This window comes from Flavitalea plasmicola, assembly GCF_030546645.1.
GTDB lineage: Bacteria > Bacteroidota > Bacteroidia > Chitinophagales > Chitinophagaceae > Puia.
Window position 1 is genome coordinate 13,993 of record NZ_JAUOTO010000005.1, and the last position, 21,581, is coordinate 35,573.

General features: G+C 53.5%; 14 protein-coding genes. 3 read left to right on the forward strand and 11 right to left on the reverse strand.

Going from position 1 to position 21,581, the window contains the following annotated elements; genetic code table 11:
• The first annotated feature begins 463 nt into the window (after window positions 1-463).
• The gene (gene gldG, locus Q4E93_RS18355) at window positions 464-2,971 is read left to right on the forward strand and encodes a gliding motility-associated ABC transporter substrate-binding protein GldG (protein WP_303587660.1); all 2,508 of its coding nucleotides are present in this window, start codon (window positions 464-466) and stop codon (window positions 2,969-2,971) included.
• A 127-nt stretch (window positions 2,972-3,098) separates the two neighbouring features.
• Here the strand turns inward: gldG and Q4E93_RS18360 are convergent, their stop codons facing one another.
• The 9 genes from Q4E93_RS18360 to Q4E93_RS18400 form a co-directional block, all read right to left on the reverse strand.
• Window positions 3,099-3,764, reverse strand: a complete 666-nt coding sequence (locus Q4E93_RS18360) for a YiaD family glycine zipper/OmpA-like lipoprotein (RefSeq protein ID WP_303587661.1) — start codon at window positions 3,762-3,764, stop codon at window positions 3,099-3,101.
• Window positions 3,765-3,872: 108 nt separating this feature from the next.
• Complete coding sequence (locus Q4E93_RS18365; protein WP_303587662.1) at window positions 3,873-4,697, reverse strand: tetratricopeptide repeat protein; 825 nt, start codon at window positions 4,695-4,697, stop codon at window positions 3,873-3,875.
• Between the two features lie 59 nt (window positions 4,698-4,756).
• Window positions 4,757-5,989, reverse strand: coding sequence for an FAD:protein FMN transferase (locus tag Q4E93_RS18370; RefSeq protein ID WP_303587663.1), 1,233 nt, complete (start codon window positions 5,987-5,989; stop codon window positions 4,757-4,759).
• 36 nt (window positions 5,990-6,025) lie between these two features.
• Window positions 6,026-8,506 (reverse strand): hypothetical protein, encoded by a 2,481-nt coding sequence (locus Q4E93_RS18375; RefSeq protein WP_303587664.1) that lies wholly within the window; start codon window positions 8,504-8,506, stop codon window positions 6,026-6,028.
• Between the two features lie 15 nt (window positions 8,507-8,521).
• The gene (locus Q4E93_RS18380; protein ID WP_303587665.1) at window positions 8,522-9,280 is read right to left on the reverse strand and encodes a DUF3823 domain-containing protein; all 759 of its coding nucleotides are present in this window, start codon (window positions 9,278-9,280) and stop codon (window positions 8,522-8,524) included.
• Between the two features lie 29 nt (window positions 9,281-9,309).
• Window positions 9,310-11,223 (reverse strand): RagB/SusD family nutrient uptake outer membrane protein, encoded by a 1,914-nt coding sequence (locus Q4E93_RS18385; RefSeq protein WP_303587666.1) that lies wholly within the window; start codon window positions 11,221-11,223, stop codon window positions 9,310-9,312.
• 11 nt (window positions 11,224-11,234) lie between these two features.
• A complete protein-coding gene (locus Q4E93_RS18390; RefSeq protein WP_303587667.1) occupies window positions 11,235-14,594 on the reverse strand; it encodes a TonB-dependent receptor in 3,360 nt (1,119 codons plus the stop codon).
• A gap of 278 nt (window positions 14,595-14,872) precedes the next feature.
• Window positions 14,873-16,138, reverse strand: a complete 1,266-nt coding sequence (locus Q4E93_RS18395; RefSeq protein ID WP_303587668.1) for a FecR family protein — start codon at window positions 16,136-16,138, stop codon at window positions 14,873-14,875.
• A gap of 103 nt (window positions 16,139-16,241) precedes the next feature.
• Entirely contained in the window at window positions 16,242-16,844 is a 603-nt protein-coding gene (locus tag Q4E93_RS18400; RefSeq protein WP_303587669.1) for an RNA polymerase sigma factor, read from the reverse strand.
• Between the two features lie 137 nt (window positions 16,845-16,981).
• Between Q4E93_RS18400 and Q4E93_RS18405 the strand changes: the two genes are divergently transcribed.
• Window positions 16,982-18,631: a T9SS type A sorting domain-containing protein gene (locus Q4E93_RS18405; protein ID WP_303587670.1), complete on the forward strand. Its 1,650-nt coding sequence runs from the start codon at window positions 16,982-16,984 to the stop codon at window positions 18,629-18,631.
• Window positions 18,632-18,667: 36 nt separating this feature from the next.
• Entirely contained in the window at window positions 18,668-20,032 is a 1,365-nt protein-coding gene (locus Q4E93_RS18410; protein ID WP_303587671.1) for an O-antigen ligase family protein, read from the forward strand.
• Window positions 20,033-20,038: 6 nt separating this feature from the next.
• Here the strand turns inward: Q4E93_RS18410 and Q4E93_RS18415 are convergent, their stop codons facing one another.
• Both Q4E93_RS18415 and Q4E93_RS18420 read right to left on the reverse strand, forming a co-directional pair.
• A complete protein-coding gene (locus tag Q4E93_RS18415) occupies window positions 20,039-20,779 on the reverse strand; it encodes an ABC transporter ATP-binding protein (RefSeq protein ID WP_303587672.1) in 741 nt (246 codons plus the stop codon).
• Between the two features lie 2 nt (window positions 20,780-20,781).
• On the reverse strand, window positions 20,782-21,579 hold the full coding sequence (locus tag Q4E93_RS18420; RefSeq protein ID WP_303587673.1) for an ABC transporter permease: 798 nt from the start codon (window positions 21,577-21,579) through the stop codon (window positions 20,782-20,784).
• Window positions 21,580-21,581 lie beyond the last annotated feature (2 nt).

Consider the following 21,581-nt stretch of genomic DNA (forward strand, 5'->3'; position numbering starts at 1 on the left):
GAGGCTTTAAAAAATAAGAAATGTGGTGGGAGGGCTGAATGCGGCTACCGGCGGATTGCAGGATGGGCTTGGGTTAAAAGCAAAAAACCGCCTATGAGGGCGGATCTTGCTTTGCAGTTGGTTTCGGTTAAATCTTTTTTAGTTACCTAACCATAATATTTTTTCGAAGGAGGTTGGTTCTTATTGAGTATGCGAATATAAGTATTCCTTTCGTTCTGACGCGTTTTTAGCAGGATCTAATTTTACTTTTTTTCCACATTTCAATATTTTATAATACGACTTTGCCTAGCCGGAAAGAGCCGGATGTCCTGGAAAGGACAAAAAAAGTTGATCCAATAAAATGTAGGGTAGAAAGGGTGCTGATCATAAACGATGAATGTCAATATATATTGTGTGAGTGAATTTGAACATGGGTCATACTCGTAGCGCTGATTACATCGTTATATCGCTTATTTTCGCGCACATGTGGGCAGTCTGCAAAAAAGAACTTCGTCAAAGCTTTAGTAATCTAACGGGTTATATCGCTATCATCGTCTTCCTGTTGTTGAATGGGCTCCTTCTGTTCGTGTTCCCGGACACGGATATATTGGCAGGGGGTTATGCGACCCTGGACAAGTTCTTTGAGCTGGCTCCCTGGATCTTGCTGTTGCTGATCCCGGCTATCACGATGCGCAGCTTGTCCGAAGAGTTCCGGACGGGGACCTTCGAGATCCTGCAGACGATCCCGCTCAGCCGGACGCAGCTGGTGGTGGGCAAATACCTGGCGGCCCTGTTGGTGGTGGTCATCGCCCTGGTGCCTACCCTGCTTTATTTCCTTACTATCCAACGGCTTTCGGGCCAGGGCGGCATCGACGTTGGCGCCACTATCGGCAGCTACATCGGGTTGGTATTCCTATGTGCCGTGTTTACTTCCATCGGCATGCTCTGCAGCAGCTGGACCAGCAATGCGGTGGTTGCATTCATCGCGGCGGCTTTTGCCTGCTTCCTTTTATACAGCGGGTTCAATGCGGTGAGCCAGCTGCCGGTGTTTGCCGCGGGGGCGGACTTCTATATCGAGATGCTCGGCATCGATTTCCATTACAGGAGCATCAGCAGGGGGGTGGTGGACAGCAGGGATCTCATCTATTTTCTCAGTATCATTCTCTTGTTTTTGAGATGGACGAATTGGAATCTGGCACGGAAACAAGCCACGAGCCACGAGCTACGAGCTACGAGGGGAGGACCTAATAAGGCCCTGGCTCACAGCTCACAGCTCACAGCTCGCAGCTCAAAGTGGGCTCGCAGTTGGCTAGGGGTCATCGTCGTGCTGCTGCTCATCAACCTGGGCGCCAGCCGCTTCCACTACCGCCTGGACCTGACCCATGAGAAGCGCTATACGCTGAGTATCTCCACCAGAGAGCTGCTGCGCCACCTGGATGACGACATACAGGTCGACTTCTTTCTCCAGGGCGATCTGAAGGCCGGTATCCGCAAACTCTCGAAAAGTACGCTGGAGCTCCTCCAGGAATTTTCTGAATATGCCGATGGACGTATCCGGGTAAGGGTGACGGACCCGCTGGCGGGATTGGACGATACCGCCAGTATGCGAACGCTGGACTCCCTCCAGCGCATGGGCATCCAGCCGAAGACGCAGGTGGCCCAATCCAAAAAAGGTGATGAGCAAAGCCAGCGCATCGTCATTCCGGGCGCCCTCCTCCATTATAAGGATAAAGTATTCCCTGTCGATCTGCTGAAAGGTGTGCAGGTGGCCAAACAGGACCAGCCGGAAGATCAGCTGTATACCAACGCGGAAACCCTGCTGGAATATAAGTTCGGCAGCGCCATCGATAAGATCACCCGCAAAAAAGTACCTACAGTGGGCTATGTGGTGGGCAATGGCGAGCCGGTGGATTACAGCGTGTATAATCTGATAGAGGATATGCGGTCCAATTACCGATTTGGTATCATAAAGCTGGACAGCATGCCGGTGATCCCGCAGGAGGTGAATGCGCTCATCATTGTAAAACCTACCCAAAAGTTCACGGACCGGGAAAAGCTGACGCTGGACCAGTATGTCCTCCATGGGGGCCATATCATCTGGGCGGTGGACATTCTCCATGCGGAGACGGACAGCCTGCGCCTGGACAGGGAGACGCTGGCGTATGACAGGGGTTTGGAATTAGAGGACCTCTTCTTCAAATATGGCGTCCGTGTGAAACAGGACCTTGTGGAAGACGCCGGCCAAAGCGCCAGTCTCAATATGGTGGTCGGCACCATTGGGGGCAAGCCGGATATGCAGCTCATACCCTGGCCCTATTACCCATTGTTGAACGGGAGCCTGTACCACCCCATTTCCAAGAACCTGGACCCTGTCTATGCGCGTTTTGCCAACTCCATCGATACGGTGAAAGCGCCGGGCATTCAAAAGACGGTGCTGCTCCAGACCTCCGCCAATGGCCGGGTGGTCAGTACACCTGCGATCATCTCTTTTGAAAGCGCGAAGCAGGCCAGCGATCTACGGCTCTTCAATACGCCGAATATTCCCGTGGCCTACCTGCTGGAGGGCAAATTTAGTTCTCTCTTTGCCGGCAGGATAGGTACGGCTGTAGCCGATAGTTTGGCCAATGATTATCATCAGCCATTCCTATCCGAGGGAGACAAGCCTGGCCGTGTCATTGTCATGGGCGATGCAGATATAGTGATGAACGAGGTGGTCCAGCAGGGCCGGCAGCCCCTGCAGATGGGATACAGCAAGGACATCAATTACAAGTTTGCAAATGAGGACTTCATCGAGAACTGCCTGGAATATATGACGAACCCCTCCCGGATCCTGGAGACGCGCAGCAAGGATTTCACCCTAAGGCTGCTGGACCCTGCCAAGGTGGAAACGGGCCGTCCTTTCTGGCAGTTCATTAACATCGGCCTGCCCATTCTGCTGGTGATCGCGGGGGGGTATCTCTATCAGTTCCTAAGGAGGAGAAAATATACTTAGCTGCAAGCTACAAGCTTCAAGCTACAAGCTACAAGTGGCTTAAAGGTACGTGCTTGTAGCTTGCAGCTTGAGGCTTCAAGTGGCTTAAAAGTACGTGCTTGTAGCTTGTAGCTTGAAGCTTGCAGCTCTAATTCAGTTTCCCGTCCTTCGCCTCCTGCTTCATCTGCTCATTAGCCGTAATGGCCACTTCCACGCGACGATTCATGGTGCGGTTGGCATCCGTGGTGTTGGGAACTTTCGGCTGTGACTCTCCATACCATTTCACGTTCATACGGCTGGAGGACACTCCCTTTGACTGAAGATAATCGCTGACGGAATAAGCCCTCTTTTTGGATAGCTCCATATTGTATTCGGGCGTGCCGGTGTCGTCGGTATGTCCTTCGATGAGGATATTCGTTTCGGGATATTTTACAAATACGCCGGCGACTTTTTCCAGGTTGGTTTTCGCAGCTTCGCTGAGGGCGCTGGAATTGATCTGGAACAGCAGACCGGAATTGAAGGTCATGTTGATCCCCTCACCCACTCTTTCCACCTGGGCGTCGGGTACGGCCTGTTTGATCTCTTTGGCTTGTTTGTCCATGTGATGCCCGATGACATAACCGGCGCCGCCGCCTACCGCAGCTCCGATGAGGGCGCCCCATACGGAGCTTTTGCCTCCGCCCCCGATGAGCGCACCGGCGCCTGCACCGGCGGCGGCGCCGATGGCCGTGCCTTTCTGGGTGTTGTTGGCGCTTTTACAATTTGTCAGGAGAACGGCGAAGAGGGCGGGTATGAAGATCCAATTTTTACGCATGGCTACTAGTATTTTTCGAATGTTTGAATAGTGGTTACTTTTTGACGGCTTCTACTGGCTGGGTTCATTTACATTTATTGGCTGGTGCCTTTATTCACTGGCAGAAGATCATTGGCAGACGGTGGCCTGTACGAGGTCGACCTGGACATCCCTGAGGCCCTTGCCCTGTGCGGTCCTGATGCTGCTGCAAAGGGTCTGCTTGTCGGATGCGCTGATCTTCTTTTTCAGCCCGTCGGCACTTTCGGTGCCATATTTTTTCTGGTATTGTTTAATGACGGTGACGGTGCGGGCCTTCCAGGTTTCCGCGTCGTCCTTGCCTTTGGCGATGGTCTCGTCATAGTTGGCGATGGCGGCTGAATAGTTGCCGGCGGCGGCGTTGATGTCTCCCCGCTGGAGATAGAAGTTCAGGTTGCTGCCGTCCAGGGAGATGGCTTCGCCGATATGCTGGAGGGCGTCCGTATACATTTGCTGGCGCATCTCCGTCTCCGCGATCTTGGCGTAGATGGTGGCGCGCTGGGTCGTGTTGCGATTCTTCTCCGTGAGGTTGGTGATGGTGGCCAGGTCGGCCTTGGCTTCGCCCGTCATGCCCAGACCCAGCTCGGCATTGGCCCTTTCGAAGAGGTTGTCCAGGCTGCTGGCGTTGATCTTCAGTCCGGCATTGGCGGCGGTAAGCGCGTCATTGTACTGGCGGAGGCCGTTGAGGGCAGCTGCTTTGCCGGCATAACCTTTCTCTTTGGCGTCGTAAGCGTCGCACTTGGATAATACTTTGTTGAAATTGTCCAGGGCGGAGGAGTAGTCGCCTGACTTATTCTGGGACTGGCCAGTACTGATCAGGTTGTAACAATTGTTGGACATGGTGACGAGTCCGCTCTTGCATTGGGTAGCTGTAAGGGACAATACGATTAGTCCCGTTGCGATCAGGTGATTTTTCATTGGTTCAAATATTCTTTACGAACGTACCGTTCGCGTTGAGGGTGTAAAAGTAAGGATTTTTACATTAACTTATAAAAGCCGGCCGTAGCCGTATCCGTCATCTCTCCGCCTTCACGGTGATAGATAAAATACGCTTCCAGCCCGGGGTGCCGCCGTAGAAAAGCAAAAGCTTTTTGCAAACCCATCCCCATCAAAGCATTGTCATAGCCATCGGCGGTGATGGCGTCATGAGCGTATACTGTTACGCTAATCAATTCATTCTGGAATGGATAGCCTGTCCTGGGATCCATCAGGTGGGATATTTTTTTGCCGTTGATCTCGTAATATTTCCGGTAATTACCGGAAGTCGTGATGGCGCCATGGTCGACGTGTACGATCTTTTCAATGACCGGCGCGTCCAAACTATTTTGCGCCGGGGCTTCAATGCCTATCTGCAGGGTGGTGCCTCCGGGATACTTTTTCCCTTTTACCCTCAATTCGCCGCCCACCTCCACGATGTAGTTCTTTATGCCCCTGCTTTCCAGGAAACCGGCCACCACATCCACGCTATATCCCTGGGCAATGCTGTTGACATCGATCTTTACACAAGGCTTGTCCTTTAAAAGCCAACGATCGCGGATATGAATTTTGTCGGAACCGACGCAGGCCATGGTCGTACGGACCATCAGGGAATCCGGGTGTGCCGGGGGATGCGGGGTTGTTGGTGTATCAGTGACCATCGAAGAATTCAGGTTTGTCGGGCAATCCGGCGCTGTTGATAAATCAGTGACTGTCTGATAATGCGGGGTTGTTGGTGAATCAGTGACTGTCGAAGAATCCGGGTTTGTCGGGGAATGCGGGGTTGTTGGTGAATCAGTGACCGTCGAAGAATCCGGGTTTGTCGGGGAATCCGGCGCCGTAGAAGCATGGCGGGGGCCGAATCCCCATAGGTCCATCAGTGGATAAACCGTGATATCCGAGATACCCCCAGTGGCTTTGTATATTTCCAAAGAACGCCGGACCACCTTGTTCAAATGCTCATCCATTTGTATGCCTTCTGCGGCGCTGTTAAACCGGCTGATGATCGAATAGGGCTTATAGATGGAGAGGGAGCTGTCTATATTATCCAGCAGGCTGTCGATCTGTCTTTTAACCACCAGGCTGTCATGGGCGAAAAATGTAATATGGTAAGTTGTTCCCTGGGCATATCCGGAAATGTAGAAGGCCGACAAGGGATCTGCGGTATCGTTTTTAAATGATAGCATGCCCATCAGCAGGAAGAAAAATATGCATACACGATGCTTCGGGTTCATGTAAGGATCATCTTGAGCGTCAAAAATATCGATGATCTACCAATCTATGTTAACTTTTATCCCCTCCGGGCTGTTGTCGAATCCAAGGTAAAGTGTACCCGAGGCTGCGTCCCATGAGGTATTTACGTCTGTAAGATTTTCTCCTTTGCTATTGGTGCATGTTGTCCGGGCCGGAGCGGCAGGCAGCAGCATCCGCATGCTGTTCCTCGTGTTCAAGGGGCTTTTGGCTATGAAGGAATAGGTCTTGTCCTTTATGGTCTCCTCGTAGATCCTGCACGCGGATGCCAGTACCTGCGGTTTCTTTTTGTCGGCGACCCTGCCTATGTTGTACAAGAAAGCTTGTGTGCCTGGCTGTACGGTCTTTTGGGTCAGCGCGGGTAATTGCGGGTCGAAGAGGTCAATGACAGGCCCATTGATGACATAAGGTTCGCTGCCGGCGCCTTCATCCATGACGGAGACAATGTCATAGGGTCCCCTTTGTAAGTAGAAATTGTTTTTTATCATCAGCTCGCCGGCTTTGGCGTCGTTCTTATAAGCGTTTTTCAGCAGCCCGATGTAGGCGGCGTCGTTGTTGGGCTCCATTACAAATTCCTTCGGGTTCTGGCGGACTACGTAGACCTTGCCCTTGCCGACGGAGAAGGATTGGGTAAAGCCGGCGGTGGAGGGATTGGTGCTGCCGGTGGATGTTTGATTGGTGCTGCCGGTGGATGTTTGACTGGTGCTGCCGGTGGATGTCTGACTGGTGCTGCCGGTGGCGGACATTTGTTCCGCGCTGACAGTAGATGTTTGATTGGCGATACTGGCCGGCCTGATATGCAATAAATGGAACAGGTGCTCCGATGGAGCGGCGTAATGGTTGGCGCCGGTATTCCACCATTCCATTACTTTCTGGTAAGGGTCGTCATCCTTGCCGCAATAAATCAGCACGCCGCCCTTGTTCACCCAGTCGGCGAGATGTTGGTGCACTTCAGGGGACAGGGGCTTCATATTGGAATAGCTCATCACGAGGATCCTGATGTCTTTCAGGGTAGCCGGATAAGCCAGATTTTCCATATGCACGGTCTCTACGGGGACGCCTCTTTTCACCAGGGGTAATGTCTGCCCGTAGAAATTGGAGAACTGGGGATCCTCAAATCCTTCATGGGTGGGGAACCGCTGGAACATGAGCGAATTGCCCATCAGCACGCCGATGCCGCCGGAGCCGCTGATCCGATGGGATGACACCTGGATATTGTTGAGGGCATTCACCATCACCTGCATCTGGGTGGAATAATATTTCGGGATCAGCACTTTTTCATCGCTGTTCGCCAGCTTGTAAGGCCGGGTATAGATCCGCTCCGGCCAGGGCATTACTTCATAATCGGCCACCATGGGATACAATATTTCGGCCGTGAAAGTAGCTTCGTAGTTCCGTTTGTAATCGGCCCAGTCCCTTGGCCAGTCTTCGATGGGATCCGTGAGAAAGAATAACTTTCTTTTGGTGGGCGCTGTCATGGACACCATGGAGCCGTATTCCAGGAAAGCGTTCTCGAAGACTCTTTCTTTTTTGACGCCATTGAAATACGTCGGCTCGCGGGAGGTCCCCGTCCACACCTGTGCAATATAGCCGTCGATGCCGGGTAAGCTGGCCAGGCTCGCTTCGGGACTTACGATCTTCCAGGAGGAATAATTCACCAGGGAATGCGTGGGTATATAGACCTTTACATCCAATCCTTTTGTTTTGCCATATGCTTTGGCGTAGGAGGACACCTGTTTGATGGCATTATAGTATAATTGATATTTTAATTTACTGGAGAGATACGTATTCTCGGGCGATTCGTGCTGTGCGCGCCAGGGAAAGCCATAGAACTTCTGCCACTCCTGTTTGAAGACCTCGCCGTAGCCGGCCCTGGCCCAGAACTCGGGCTCTTCCAGGTAAATGGAAGTGACGCCGGCATCGATGACCCTTTTCACCACGCCTCTTTGCATGAAATCAATATAGGAGGCGACAGGCACTATATAAGGGATGTTGTGTCCATGCCAGATGGTATCGCCTCTTTCAGTGACCTGTCCCTCTCCCAAATGATTCTTGCCATCCCACTTGCCCAAAAAATAATCGTCATACTGTCCCCAGGCGATGCCTGTCATGAAATGGACCTGGTATCCTCTGTCGCGCCAGCTCTTTACCCTGTCTTCGAAGCTGACATGTCCCCGCTCGCTGACGCCATAGACGATGGCGATGTCGGAGCGTACGTCTATTTCCGGTATCCAGGCATGGCTGGTCTGGAAGGCCGTTTTTTCGGGCGGTGAGGAGGGGCGGTCATGTCCGGAGGATTGGGTTCGGCCGGAGGATTGGGACTGGTCTGCAGATTTAGTCCGACCGGAAGGTTGGTTTTGGTCTGCAGATTTAGTCCGGCCGGAAGGTTGGTTTTGGGCTGCAGATTTAGTTCGGCCGGAAGGTTGGGTTTGGTCTGAAGACTGGGCCTGTCCTTTAAGTACGAAGAGGGTAAGCGCGCAGAGGATTACGATCCATTTCATGTTGACAGCGATTTACTAGGGAAGTGTGATTTTCTTAATATCGGTGTAATTGTATTGCTTTAGTCCATAGGTGGTCCTGGCGCCAATCCGGAGCCAGTAGGACCGCTTGGGCGGCAGCTTACCGGTGGTCGTCAGGACGATGGTCTGGCCCAGCAGGGCATTGCCTGCCGATCCGCTGTACGTCACCTGTCTGGAATACCGGTTGTCATAATTATTATTTCCTACGTAAGGGACAGTATTCAGATAGAGGAAGAGATCGCTGACGTCATTCTGGAAATCGGGATTGCTGGTGCCCCGGCTAAAGCGCGCCTGCACGGTGATCGTGCTGTCGGCATTCACGACGGGGTCGCTGACCCATTCCACCCGGAGAAAGGGCTCCACTTCGAAAGTGATGTTCTGCGCACTGCCTCCCAGCACGACCTTCTGGCGCTTATCCACAGTGATATTGCCCGCGTTGTCGTATTGCACCAGGGGCACAAAAGCGCCTTCCACGCTGATCATGTTCGTGCTGGCGAAAAGCTTGGTATTATTGAAAGTGCCATCCTGCATGCTGTAAAAATAGAATGGCGTGGGATTGTCGCTCCAACTGATCTCCTCCAGCTTGACCCTGGTGCCACCGCCGCCCGTTTCGGTCTGGATAGTGGTCTTTCCTCCGCCTGCATCGACTACACGTCCTGTGAGGGTGGCATTGGGTTGGGGAAAATTATCCAGCTTGGAACATGATACGGTGGCGATGACCGCCAACGTAACAAATGTATATAATAGTTTACGCATCTTTTTAGATTTTGTGTTAGTGTTTGGCGTCAGTAACCGGGATTCTGTTTCAGGCTATGGCTTTTATTGATCTCGTCGGTGGGGATCTGTTCGTAATACCATTTCGGATCGAAATTGTAGAACCTGTTCTTCTCATCCTTCCTTACATCAAAGAAGTACTTGTAATTCTCCGCCACGTAGAAGGGCATCATCACCCTGTATAAGGAATTGTTCTGCTCTTTGTCGAGGATCCTCCATCTTTTCAGGTCCCACCAGATCTTGTTCTCGAATCCCAGCTCTTTACGCCTTTCTTTCTGGATGATCTTCAGGTCGCTGAGATCGGCGGCGGTTGCCAGCAGGTCCGCGCCGGCCCTTTCCCGCACGAGGTTGATGGCGGTGAATGCCTCCTGCTGATAGTTGGCGCCCGTCTGTCCCGCGGAGAAGAGTTCATAAGCGGCCTCGGCCTTGTTCAGCAGCACTTCGGCATAGCGGATCTCGATCCATGTCTGGTCCTCGTTGTTTTCCTTCACCTGTGATTTGTCGAGGCTTTCATCCAGGTATTTCCGGATGAAAAAACCGGTCTGCGAGCAGGTCTCTTCGCTGAAGAACGTGCCGCTGGCCCCGGCGGGATTCATCTTGGTGCCATTGGGCAGGGTATAGGGCGTTTGCGAGCCGTTGGCGGATTGGACGATATTGGTGGTGGGATATTGTATGGTAGAGCCGGCGGGGATGAGCGGGCTGATACCGCCCGCTGCGCTGCCCGTGTAGATGCCCCGGCGGATCTCGATGCTCTGTCCTTTGAAGTTGTCGCCGGGCAGGATAACGGTGGCTCGCAGCCTGGGTTCTGCGCCCGCGAAAATATCCATGGTATTGTCGTAGAGGATATATTTCCCGGAGCCGTCCAGGTTCTGTATGGTGCCATCGGGGTTCTTCGGCAGGCCGTCGAACATTTCCACATAGTTCAGCGTGGGGGAAACTTCCGAAGAATATCCATTGGGACCCATGCATTGGAGGGGGACCATGTAGGCGTCGTAACCATGTACGGACTGCGGGTAGGAATATTGTTTGACGAAGATATTCTCGGGGCTGTCGCCGTCGAAGAACAGCTTCACATAATTCTGGTACTGGGCTTCCTTGTCGCCCGCGGCCCATGCTTTCTTATAGAGGCTGAACTGGCCATCCAGCAGCACCGCTGCATCGTAAGCGGCCTTGAAATAAGTGTTGGCCTTCTCGGGCGGGAGACCGCAGAGCCTGTTGTGGCTGTCATCGAAGAGGGATACCTGGTTGTATTTTGCGATCGAGCCGGCATACAGCATGGCCCTTGACTTGAATGCGGCGGCGGCATATTTGGTGGCCCGTCCCTGCTGGTTGCTGCCGGACATTTTCGCGATGGCAGTGTCCAGGTCGGCGGCGATGAAATCATAGGTCTTTTCTTCCGAGGCACGGGGGACGTCCAGGCTGGTGACATTGTCCGTCGGGTACTGGAGCACGTCACTGACGATGGGGACGCCGCCATATCTTTTGGCCAGGGAGAAATAGGTGAAGGCCCGGATGAAATGGGCTTCTCCGATCCAGGAATCCACGTCGGCGGCTTCGAAATTGGCTGCATATTTTGGCAGCGCCTGGAGGAAATAATTGGTCTCACGGATCAGCTTGTACGCGTCGCCCCAGTAGAGGACGGCCTCTGTCATGGCGCCGCGCTGGTCGCGGCTGAGCGCCTCGCCCGTGACGGCGGGGAAGGGGCTGATGATCCAGAACATGTTCAGGCCCCGTTGGGGAGAATACCGGAAGTCCTCGATGGGCAGCTCGCTGTACATCCTCGCCATATAGATCTGGATACCGCCGTTGGTGCTGAAAACGTCGTTGTCCTGTATGATGTTCATCGGGGCAAGGTCCAGCTTGGTACATGCATTCAGGCCGCATGCAAGCGCAATTATGATAATGAGATATCTAAGAATTTTCATGGTGCTAGTATTTAAAAATTAACAACTACGCCTCCGCTGACGGTCTTGTTAAGCGGATAGAGGTACCCGTAAGTCGCGGAGGGATGTTCCGGGTCGACATACTTCAGTTTGGTAAAGGTCAGCAGGTTGTACCCGTTGATATAGGCCCTTACGCCCTTGATGCCCATCTTCGATACGATGTTATACGGGATGGTATATCCGATCTCCACTGACTTGAGCCGCAGGTAAGCCCCGTTCTGCGTATTGACGGCGGAATTGGTGGGCGGTACGGTGCCGGTGTAAGGGAAATGCCCGGAGACCCAGACGGTGTTGGGATCATATGGGTCGGCAGTCGGGTCTACGGGATGATAGTTGTCCAGGAACTGGGATAGGGCGCTGCTCCGGTTGGACCCCCACAACGGGGTGTTCAGCTGCTCGAAATAAGCGATGTCATACTTTGCGGCGCCCTGCAAAAGGAGGTTGATGTCAAAGCCTTTGTAAGCGCCGCCGATGGTCAGGCCATACTGGATCAGGGGGTCGCCCGAATACGCGTAGGGATGTTGGTCGAGATCGTCTATCTGCCCGTCGCCGTTCCAGTCCTGCAAAGCATAGTCGCCCGGCAGGGTGTTGCGGCCCAGGGCAGTTTGACTGTTGTAGATGTCATTGAATGAGCCGTACCTGCCTGCGTCACCAAAACCCCAGTAGATGCCGCTGTACCGGCCGTTCATATTATTCCTCCAGTTGAGGTAGGAGTTGCCTGCCTTGGCCTGTTCCTGGTACCGCAGCATGGTGCGGGAATAGGAGAACATGCCTTTCAGAAAATAGGAGAATTTTCCGAGATGGTTGCGGTGGGTGACCTCCAGGTCGACGCCCCGGGTCCTGTCGGTGTTGAGGTTCTCCTGCGGCAGGTTGGCCCCTACGACGCCGGGGAGGCTGAGGACCCTGGTGGTGAGGAGTCCGTTCCTGTCCCTGTTGAAGAAATCCACCGTCACGCCCAATAAACCCTTCCATGCTTCGGCATCGATGCCGATGTCGAAGGTTTTGGAGGTATACCAGGTGAGATTGGGATTGGGGATGCCGGTGCTGGACAATGCATTGACAAAAGTGCCGTCAAAGACGGACCCGGGCGGCAGGCGGTTGTTATCTCCCGTGGTGGGATACTGATAGCCTGTGATGTACTGGTAGTTGGCGCCCTGGTCATCACCCAGCTTGCCATAGGAAGCCCGCAGCTTGAGGCTGTTGATAAAGGCCAGTGAATGACTGTTCATCCAGAAAGGTTCTTCGGAGATGCGCCATCCCACGGAGGCGGCGGGGAAGAAGCCCCAGCGGTGCGTGGGCGGGAAGCGGGAGGAGCCGTCATACCGGAAGCTGAACTCGGCAAGATATTTTGAGTCGAAGCCATAGTTCAGGCGGCCGACAAGTCCTTTGTTGGCGAATTTGTACAGGTCATTGGGATAGGTATTCCCCTGCTGGTTGAGGGCATTGCCGGCCAGCAGCTGATCCACGGGCAGGGATAGTTGCCGCGAAGCATAGAAGTTATCGCTGCTCCGGGTACTTTGCTCGTACAGCACGAGGGCCTCTACGCTGTGAATGGCCGCAAACGTATGGTTGTAGTTCAGGGACAGCTGTGACAGGGACCTGGGCAGCGAAAAGAATTCACGGGTGATGGTGTTGGGCGAATTCTGGATGAATTTATTATAGGTCCCGGTGGCGCTGTTGTACGTGTACTGATTGTAGGACTTCTGGAAGAACTTATTTTCCACGACGTTGTAGTCATAGCTGTACATGCCTTTCAGGTTCAGCCCATCCACATAAGGGATCTTATAGGTGAGGGCAATGGAGGACTGGAACCATTTTTTATTCCAGATCTTATACCCGGAGACATCGCTCCTGGACAGGGAGATGGGATTCGTCCCATCCACGGAACCCTGGAAGAGGTGAGCGGGATCATCGTTGGCATAGAAGGGGTCCAGGGGATTTTGCCGCCAGATGCTGCGGATGATCCACCAGGAATCGGAGTTGGGCTGGTTCTTGGTGTCCAGGATGCCATTGACATTCAGGTCCAGGGTGATCCGGCTGGTCAGCCGGCTGGTGATATTGCTGCGGACGTTGAAGCGTTTGTAGTTCAGGTCGCCGCTCTTCAATATGCCGTCCTGGTAAAGATATCCGGCACTGAGGAAATAAGTGGTGTTGTCATTGCCGCCGCTGGCGGTGAGCGTATGCTGTGTCTGGGGGACGCTGTTGGCGATGGCGGCATGATACCAGTCATAGCTTTTTTTCGAGCCGCTCTTATAGGTGTCGAAATCTTCGGGCTTGTATACGAGGACGCCGCCATTGACATTGTGCAATGCCTGCTGGTTTACCAGGGTCATATAGCCGATGGCATCCAGGGGTTTGGGAAGGCCCGAGGGGAATTGCCAACCCTGGTTACCGGAGTAGGTGAGGGCCAGCGTTCCTTTCTTTCCTTTTTTGGTGGTGACGAGGATGACGCCATTGGCGGACCTTACGCCGTATACGGCGGCGGAGGCGTCCTTCAGCACGGAGACACTCTCGATGTCATTGGGGTCCAGGCGGGTGATATTGTCTCTGGGCACCCCGTCCACTACGACGAGTGGCGAGCCCAGTCCCCGGATATTGATGGAGTTGTTGAAGTCACCCGGTTCGGCGGTGTTCTGTATGACGCGCAGACCCGCCACTTTTCCTGTGAGCATATTCTGGACGTTCTCATTCTTCGTGGTGACGATCTCAGCGCTGGTGACGGAGGTGACGGCGCCGGTGAGGGCTTTCTTTTTCTGGCTGCCGTAGGCGATGACGACGGAATTCTCCAGCTCGGAGATCTCCATCTTCATGGAAAGATGGATGGCCTGTTGCAGGCTTCCGACCCTGATGGTTTGTGTCTGGTAGCCGATGGAGCTGATCTCCAGCTGATCGCCTTCCGCGGCGGTGATGGAGAATTTTCCATCTGTGTCGGTGGCGGTGCCTTTGCCGGTGCGTTTGTTCTTAATGGTGACGCCGGCGAGCGGCTTGCCGTCGGGGTCTCTTATCACACCGGTGATCTCGGCGGTGGGCGCCGCTTCGACCCCGATGACGGGCGGCATAATTTTTTCCTTGACGATGATGGTCTTTTCGATGATGCTATAGGTCAGGGGCATATCCTTGAAGCACCGGTCCAGCACTTCTTCGACGGACGCGTTCCTGACGCTGATGTCGACCTTCCCTGCCAGCCGCAGCAGCTCGTCCTTGTAAAAGAAATGGAATCCGGATTGTTTCTGGATGGCCCTGAAGACTTTTTGCAGCGGCGCATTCCTTTCATTCAGCGAGATCTTCTGGGCATGGCCTTCTGCGTGCATCTGCAGGCCGGCCGCGATCAGCAAAACAACCGTAAGTCTCATAATCAGAAGCATTTGTGAGAGCGAGGGTCCCGTGTATGGCGGGATCCTGCATGAATTCAAGCTCAGTTTAATCCAATCGTAATATCTTTTCAAAGGATGGATTGAACCTCGTAGGGCTCTTTTTCCGAAATTTGTACTCGGTTTCATACATTTGCAATGTTTGGGTTATGAAAAAAGAAATCCTTCCACCGAAGGTGTAATTGAGTAACCCTTATATTATCCAGGGGCGCCGCAATCGCCTCTGGTTTTTAAGGTCAGCTATTTTGAAAAAATATTTTCTATAATACAGTTAGGTCCTTTCCTTCAATTTTAAATTTCAGACCGCCTTCTTCCAGTATTCGTAAGACTTTCAGTAAGCTTTGCTCCCGTCCTACCGTCCAGCTGTAGTGCCCTTCGGGCGCTTTGCCTGCGTAATGAACATCTACGTCGTACCATCTTTCCATTTGCCGCATGATGGTCTGTATATCCGTGCTCTCGAACTGGAACATCCCATTCTTCCATGCCACGACGACTTCGGTGTCCACCGGGTTGACGATGATGGAGGCGGACCCGTTATAGATGCTGGCCTGCTGTCCGGGAGTGAGCCTGGTGCTCTCGCCAGGTTTACCGGCGAGCGGCCCGACCCGCACGGCGCCATCCAGGAGCGTGGTGGTAAGCATCGCCTCATTGCTGTAGGCGTTTACGTTGAACCTTGTGCCCAGCACTTCTATTCTTGTGTCATTCACCCGCACGGTGAAAGGCATATTCCTGTTGGGGACGATGTCGAAGTAGGCTTCTCCTGTGACGGTGACGGCGCGTTCCCTGCCTACGAAGGCGGTGGGAAAACGCAGGGAGGATGCTGCATTGAGCCAGACCTTGCTTCCATCCGGCAATACCACCTGGTATTGTCCGCCGCGCGGGGTGGAGATCATATTGTAAGCCGGAGCGCTTGTAGCTTGCAGCTTGTAGCTTGCGGCTGCTTTATAAGCGAGCTGTCCATTGTCAAGCTTGAGGATCTTCGTGCTTCCCTGCTGTGCCAGCATGCCCGTGTCCGAGTCGTCTAATACGATGGAGGAGCTGTCGGCCAGTAGCAGGATGGCCTTATTACGTCCGGGAGCTACGTCGTTGGATTGAGCAGGCCGCATCCGGACGAGCTCGATGGCCGGGCGACCGGGGGTTTTCAGAAGATAATAGCCTGCTATGATCAGGATGCATGCCGCCGCCGCAGCTATGCTGCGCCATAGCCGGGCATTCCTTTGTTGGAGACTGTGTTCGCTTCGTCCGACTACTGGCGGAACTTCCGGGGGAGCCATCCGGATGACGCTGGCCGCGGGTGGGCGCTCTTCTCCCGCCTGCTGCAGGATCTTGTGGAATATAATGTCCGAGCGGCTTTTGTCCGAGAGATCCTTGTAAGCATTGCTGGCCAACGCCTGGTCAATGGCTGCTTTGAGCGCTTCGGTATTTTCAGGTTGCCCGAGGCGCGCCAGCAATTCGTGCAGCTCTTCTGCAGAAAGGGAGTCGTTGAGGTATCTGTTCAGCAGATCTGAAAAGTCGGCATTACTCATATGGCGTCGTTGAGATGGTATTGTCCATCCGTAGTAAAGACGCACGAAAAAAGGCCAGGTATGAGTGGGGAAGGGAAGTTTTTGAGAAAAAAATTATAGCAGATTATAGCAAGCCGAGGATGATGCAGTAAAGGATGGCGAAAGCTTCCACCTCGGCATGCATCCGGAGGTAGTTCCGGATAAACAGGAGCGCCTTGCTCATGTGGGATTTCACGGTGTTCTTAGAGATGTCCAATTTGGCGGCGATCTCTTCCTGGTTGAGGCCCTGCTCCCGGCTGAGGCAATAAATAAGGTGCTGCTGAGGCGGCAGCTGCTCGATGGCTTTATGCAGCAGGTGTTCGGTCTCCCGCAGCATCAGCTGATCTTCGGGGTTGCTGTCTGTCTCCCGGAAATAGTTGAGCAGGTGATCCGGGAAGGACGTTTCTATTATTTTTTTGCGGAGGGTGCTTAAGATATGGTTGCGGGCGATGATGAAGAGATAATCATTGAATTTTCTCACCTGGGGAAGCTCTTCCCGCCGGAGCCAGATCTTTACAAAGACATCCTGCGCCATTTCTTCAGCTATGACGGGGGATTTGGTGAAGGCAAAGGCTACTCCGTAGATATTGTCCCAATGATGATCAAACAGCTGCCGGAAGGCGACCTCATCACCTTTGGCAATGCAAGCCAGCAAAGAGATCTCATCGTATGATGTGATAGCAGGCAATCTAAGACGCAGTTGCAGTTTTGTGAATAAAATTATACAAAAGGATCTTAATATTTGTAAAATTTTTTATGGGCGTGCGCCAAATTACCCTAAATTTAGGATAGCTGCCCTTTAGGACCCCACCCTAAACTTTCTGCATGAGAAAAGGCTTGATTGCTGTCGCCATGGCCGTCTGCTGCGTCATTCGCGCATGGCCTCAATACCCGGACCTTTCCCGGTATGAGGCTGTTTCCGCAGGCAAGGTCACCTTTCATTATCACTGCAATGACTGGCAGAATCTCACGCAAGGCTGTAATTTCGAAACTAATAAAATGAAAATGGAAGTGCCCCCCTGGATGATCCCGGGCGGATGGCATTCCTATTTCATGGTGGATGGCAGCAACAGTTATGTATGCTCCTCTCCCGCCAGCCTGGTGGTTAACAGCGACCTGGACATCAGGAGCGATGGTGCGGGGCCTTACAATGTCTCCACGCATTCCCTTGGGGGCGCAGGCGGTGGCTGCAGCGACAGGGTACCGGACTGGTCCAGGGTCTACTACGCCATTTACAGCGCTGAATATTTCCGTCATCCGGCGGCGGGCACGGTCTCGCTGGGATTCCTCCATGCGGAGAACAAGGATGTATGCGACGGCGGCAATGATTGCCACAACACGATCAACAGGGACCCATCCAATGTATGTCCCTTCAAGGGGGACTTTTGGCCCCGCTATAATTCATTCGTCTGTGCTTCGTGGATACCGAACAATGCGGCTACGAATTGGGGTCAGCAATATTTCTCCAATGAGATGGGGCCGATCGTCTGGCCCTGTGCGGGCTATCTGCAGTCCGACGGGACGAAGGCCAGCACGGGCGTGAACCACCCTTCTTCCATTCAGTATAACGGATATGTATATGTTTTTTATCACGATGCGGGTCCCTTTGCGGGCCTGAACCCGCATAGCGAGGAGGGCCGGCAGGAGGGCATCAAAGTGGCCCGCGCTCCTCTGGATAATGCCCTCGATCCCCGTGCTTACGAGGTCTATTACCGCGATCCGTCCGGCGTGGAGCATTGGAGTCCTGGTCTTCCGGCAGGCTTTGACAAAGACAACCTGCAGGCATATTTGCGGGTGCCCGGGCCCAGGAGCACGGACCTGATGGAAGACGAAGATAGCAACCAGTACAGGGACCTCCGCTTCAGCGTGGCCCGGGTACGCGACCGGGATTATTTCATCGGGGTGGAGTCCTATATAGATCATACGGATGGCCGCAAGTATAAGACGGCCCTGCGTTTCTCCACGGACCTGCTGCACTGGACAGATCGGCGTATGATCATTGACGTGGCAACGGATTTCACCACTTCTTTTATGAACTATCCGATCTTTTTGAGTGCAGACGGATGGTCCAATAGTGTAGTGGATGAAAAAGACCTGTATGTATTGGGGACGGGCGCGACCATCACCAACGTGGTGTACAGGAAGCACATCACTGTGGCGGGCCAGCCCCGGGTGCTGTCTGCAGGCGGTCCTGTCCTGTCCGGCGGTACGGCCGGCTCCCTGCAGGTGATGGAGGCGGCTCCCAATCCGGGACATGGCCTTTGCCGGCTGACCTACCAGCTCAATGAATATGCCATCGTCCGGGTGAATGTGCTGGATATGGCCGGCCGGATGCTGGCGAAGGGTATCCCGGTGCAGCGGGCGCCAGGTTCCTATACGGAGCCGGTGGACCTCAGCGGCTTTGCGGGCGGGATATACCTGCTGGAACTGGTGACGGGCAAAGATAGGCGGGTGCTTAAAGTGATAAAGGAATAGCAGGACTGGCCACATTTTTGCAAGGGTATCACCTGTATGCAGCAATCAGCCAGCAAAAGACGGGGGATGGCAGGTGTCGACCCGCTCCTGTCGAGGGATACGGTGGGTAGAAGTCTTTCCCGGAAAGAGCAGTTACTTTATTGGCTCTCGGCCGGCTTCTTCTGTACTCTCTTCCTTCCGGGCATGCCGGTGGTCAATAATGTGTTTACGGGAGGGCTCTTTGTTTTCAGCTTTTTTTATAATACACTGGCGGAGAAGCGGCAGCTCCTGGTCCTGCGTAAGGAGGTGCTGCTCATGGTCCTCTTTTTTTTACTGCATATCATCAGCGTCTTTTTTTCGCAGGACAAGCGGGAGGCCGTCAATATGCTGGTCCTGCGTATCCCATTGCTGCTCTTCCCGCTGTCGCTGGGGCTGATCCACATCCGGCCGGCGTTGAAGAACAGGATATTGTTGTCCTATTGCTGTGTGGTGACGGTGGTGGCCCTCATCTGCCTGGTATGGGCGCTGGCGAAATATCTGCGGACGGGGGACGGGGTGTACCTGTATAACGACTCCCTGACCTTGCCGATCAAAATGCAATCCTCCTATTTTGCCCTGGTGGTATCGGTGGCGGTCTTCAGCATTTTTTATCTGCTGGAGAGTGGCTATCTGGTGCGGCTACCCAAGCGCTATGCGCAGCTGAGCATTGTTTTCCTGCTGGTATTCCACTTTCTGCTGGCAAGCCGGATCTCCCTATTCATCCTTTATGCAGGATTGCTGATCCTGGCGGGATCGTATATGGTGAAAATGAAACGCACGGGGCTGGGCCTGCTGCTGGTGGCGGGACTGCTCATCTGCGTGGTGGTGTGTATCCGGGCCTTTCCCAAGACGCTGAACAGATTTCGCGAGCTGGAATATCCCACTTATCATTTTAACAGCGAGGCCGCGGAAAGCCATTACAATGGCACGTTGACCCCCGACCAATGGAATGGGGCGAACATCCGGCTGGCGATCTGGAAATGCGGATGGCAGGTGGGGAAAGCGCATTGGCTGACGGGCGTCCAGCTGGGAGATAAACAGGCGCGGCTGATGGAAGCGTATAAGGCGAACGGGTTTGAATTTGGCGTCCGTAACCGCCGTAATATGCACAGTCTCTACCTGGATATTTTTTGCTGTTTTGGGATCATCGGCCTGGCGCTCTTCCTGGCGGGCTATCTGGTGCTGCCCTTGCGGACGGCCTGGCGTTCCGCGGACTGGATCGGGCTGGCGATACTATTGACCTTTGCCATCGGCATGATCGTGGAATCGTATTTCGATCGCAGCGCAGGCTGTCTGCTGGCGGGGTTCTTCTTCAGCTTTATCGCAGGGTATAAGGACGGAATCCCGGGGAAGAAGCAATGGAATATGTGGGTGGTGGGATAGGGGCGGTCAGGCATTGTCTTCCACATACATGCTGATAGCCTTTGCCGTGTCCCCGAAATACACCAGCTCCCCTTTACGCATAAATGCGGCCCGTGTGCAATACTTCTGTATCACATCCATGCTGTGACTGACGAGGACGACGGTCTTTCCCTCTATCCAGCTGGACTCGAATACCTTCACGGCTTTTTCCTGAAATTTCGCATCTCCCACGGCAAAGATCTCGTCGAGGAACATGATGTCGGCGCCGGCATTGACGGCGATGGAGAAAGCGAGCCTGGCCATCATCCCGGATGAGAAATATTTCACTTTGGTATCGACGAACTCCCTGATCTCGGCGAAGTCGACGATCTTGTCAAACAGCCCGTCGATGGCTTTGATCTTCAGGCCCAGCACGGAGGCGGAGACATAGATGTTCTCCCTTGCGGTGAGCTCCTGGCTCATGCCCACGCCCAGGTTGAGCAGGAGGGTGGTGCCGTAGATGTCTATATTCCCCGTGTCGGCGGGATAAACGCCTGCCAGCAGCTTGACCAGGGTGGATTTGCCGCACCCATTCCTTCCCAGCAGTCCCACGCACTCGCCCCTGCGGACCTCGAAATCCATCGGCTTCACGGCCTGGACATTTTTGCCGCGTGGCGGATTGAAGAGGTTGAAGAGCCGGTGCTTCACGGTGTTGTGACTATCCTCCGATATGTGGAAGGTCTTGCTGATATGGGTCGCCCTGATGGCGGCGGGTGTGGTGGTGGTCATGATCATAATTTTTCGGCGGCTTTTGAACCGAGGCGGTTCAGCAGCATCAGGCCAATGAGCAATAGGATCAGTGCATAGATAAAGTCGAAAGCCATGAGCTTAAAGCCGGGCCGGGTATGCTCCATCATCACTTTCCGGGCATTGATGATAATGCCTGCGATGGGATTGGCATATTCGAAGCTGGGCAGCGCCTCCTTGAATGTATTGAGCTTGTAAAAAATGGGCGAAAGGAAGAACAGCATGGATACGAACACGGTCCAGATCTGGTGGATATCCTTTGCCACTATGTATATATTCGACAGGATGAGCGACATGCCGAGGGCCAGCAGGAAAAGGTTGACGAACAGGGGTATGATCCAGAAATTCTGGAACGACAGGCCCGTGGATTGTTTTTCTATCAGGCTGTAGAACAACAGGAACATGAGGAAGTTGAAAAAGAAGCCGATGGAGTTACTGACGATGGTGGAGAGGTAGATCTCCAGCTTATTCATGTTGCTGTATTCATACAGGTATTTTTTTACGTGCAGGATCTGTACGGTGCCTGTGGTGGACTCTACGAAGAAGTTCCATAATATGAGGCCGATGAACAGGTAGGATGCAAACGCGGGCACGCCTTGTTTGAGGATCACCTGGAACACGGTGTAATATATGGCTATATCCATCAGGGGCTTGATGAGGGCCCATAAGAGGCCGAGCTTATTTTCATAATAGCGAAGCTTGAACTCTATCTTGGCCAGCAGCCAAAGTCTTTCCAGTTTGTTGCTACGGTTTATCCAGTCTTTTACAATGCTCGCGATCATCT

Coding starts and splice junctions, on each gene's coding strand:
- Q4E93_RS18375 (WP_303587664.1), bottom strand. CDS start 8,506: ATGAAATGGATCGTAATCCTCTGCGCGCTTACCCTCTTCGTACTTAAA.
- Q4E93_RS18415 (WP_303587672.1), bottom strand. CDS start 20,779: ATGACCACCACCACACCCGCCGCCATCAGGGCGACCCATATCAGCAAG.
- Q4E93_RS18410 (WP_303587671.1), top strand. CDS start 18,668: ATGCAGCAATCAGCCAGCAAAAGACGGGGGATGGCAGGTGTCGACCCG.
- gldG (WP_303587660.1), top strand. CDS start 464: ATGTGGGCAGTCTGCAAAAAAGAACTTCGTCAAAGCTTTAGTAATCTA.
- Q4E93_RS18380 (WP_303587665.1), bottom strand. CDS start 9,280: ATGCGTAAACTATTATATACATTTGTTACGTTGGCGGTCATCGCCACC.
- Q4E93_RS18365 (WP_303587662.1), bottom strand. CDS start 4,697: ATGAAAAATCACCTGATCGCAACGGGACTAATCGTATTGTCCCTTACA.
- Q4E93_RS18385 (WP_303587666.1), bottom strand. CDS start 11,223: ATGAAAATTCTTAGATATCTCATTATCATAATTGCGCTTGCATGCGGC.
- Q4E93_RS18390 (WP_303587667.1), bottom strand. CDS start 14,594: ATGAGACTTACGGTTGTTTTGCTGATCGCGGCCGGCCTGCAGATGCAC.
- Q4E93_RS18405 (WP_303587670.1), top strand. CDS start 16,982: ATGAGAAAAGGCTTGATTGCTGTCGCCATGGCCGTCTGCTGCGTCATT.
- Q4E93_RS18420 (WP_303587673.1), bottom strand. CDS start 21,579: ATGATCGCGAGCATTGTAAAAGACTGGATAAACCGTAGCAACAAACTG.
- Q4E93_RS18370 (WP_303587663.1), bottom strand. CDS start 5,989: ATGAACCCGAAGCATCGTGTATGCATATTTTTCTTCCTGCTGATGGGC.
- Q4E93_RS18395 (WP_303587668.1), bottom strand. CDS start 16,138: ATGAGTAATGCCGACTTTTCAGATCTGCTGAACAGATACCTCAACGAC.
- Q4E93_RS18360 (WP_303587661.1), bottom strand. CDS start 3,764: ATGCGTAAAAATTGGATCTTCATACCCGCCCTCTTCGCCGTTCTCCTG.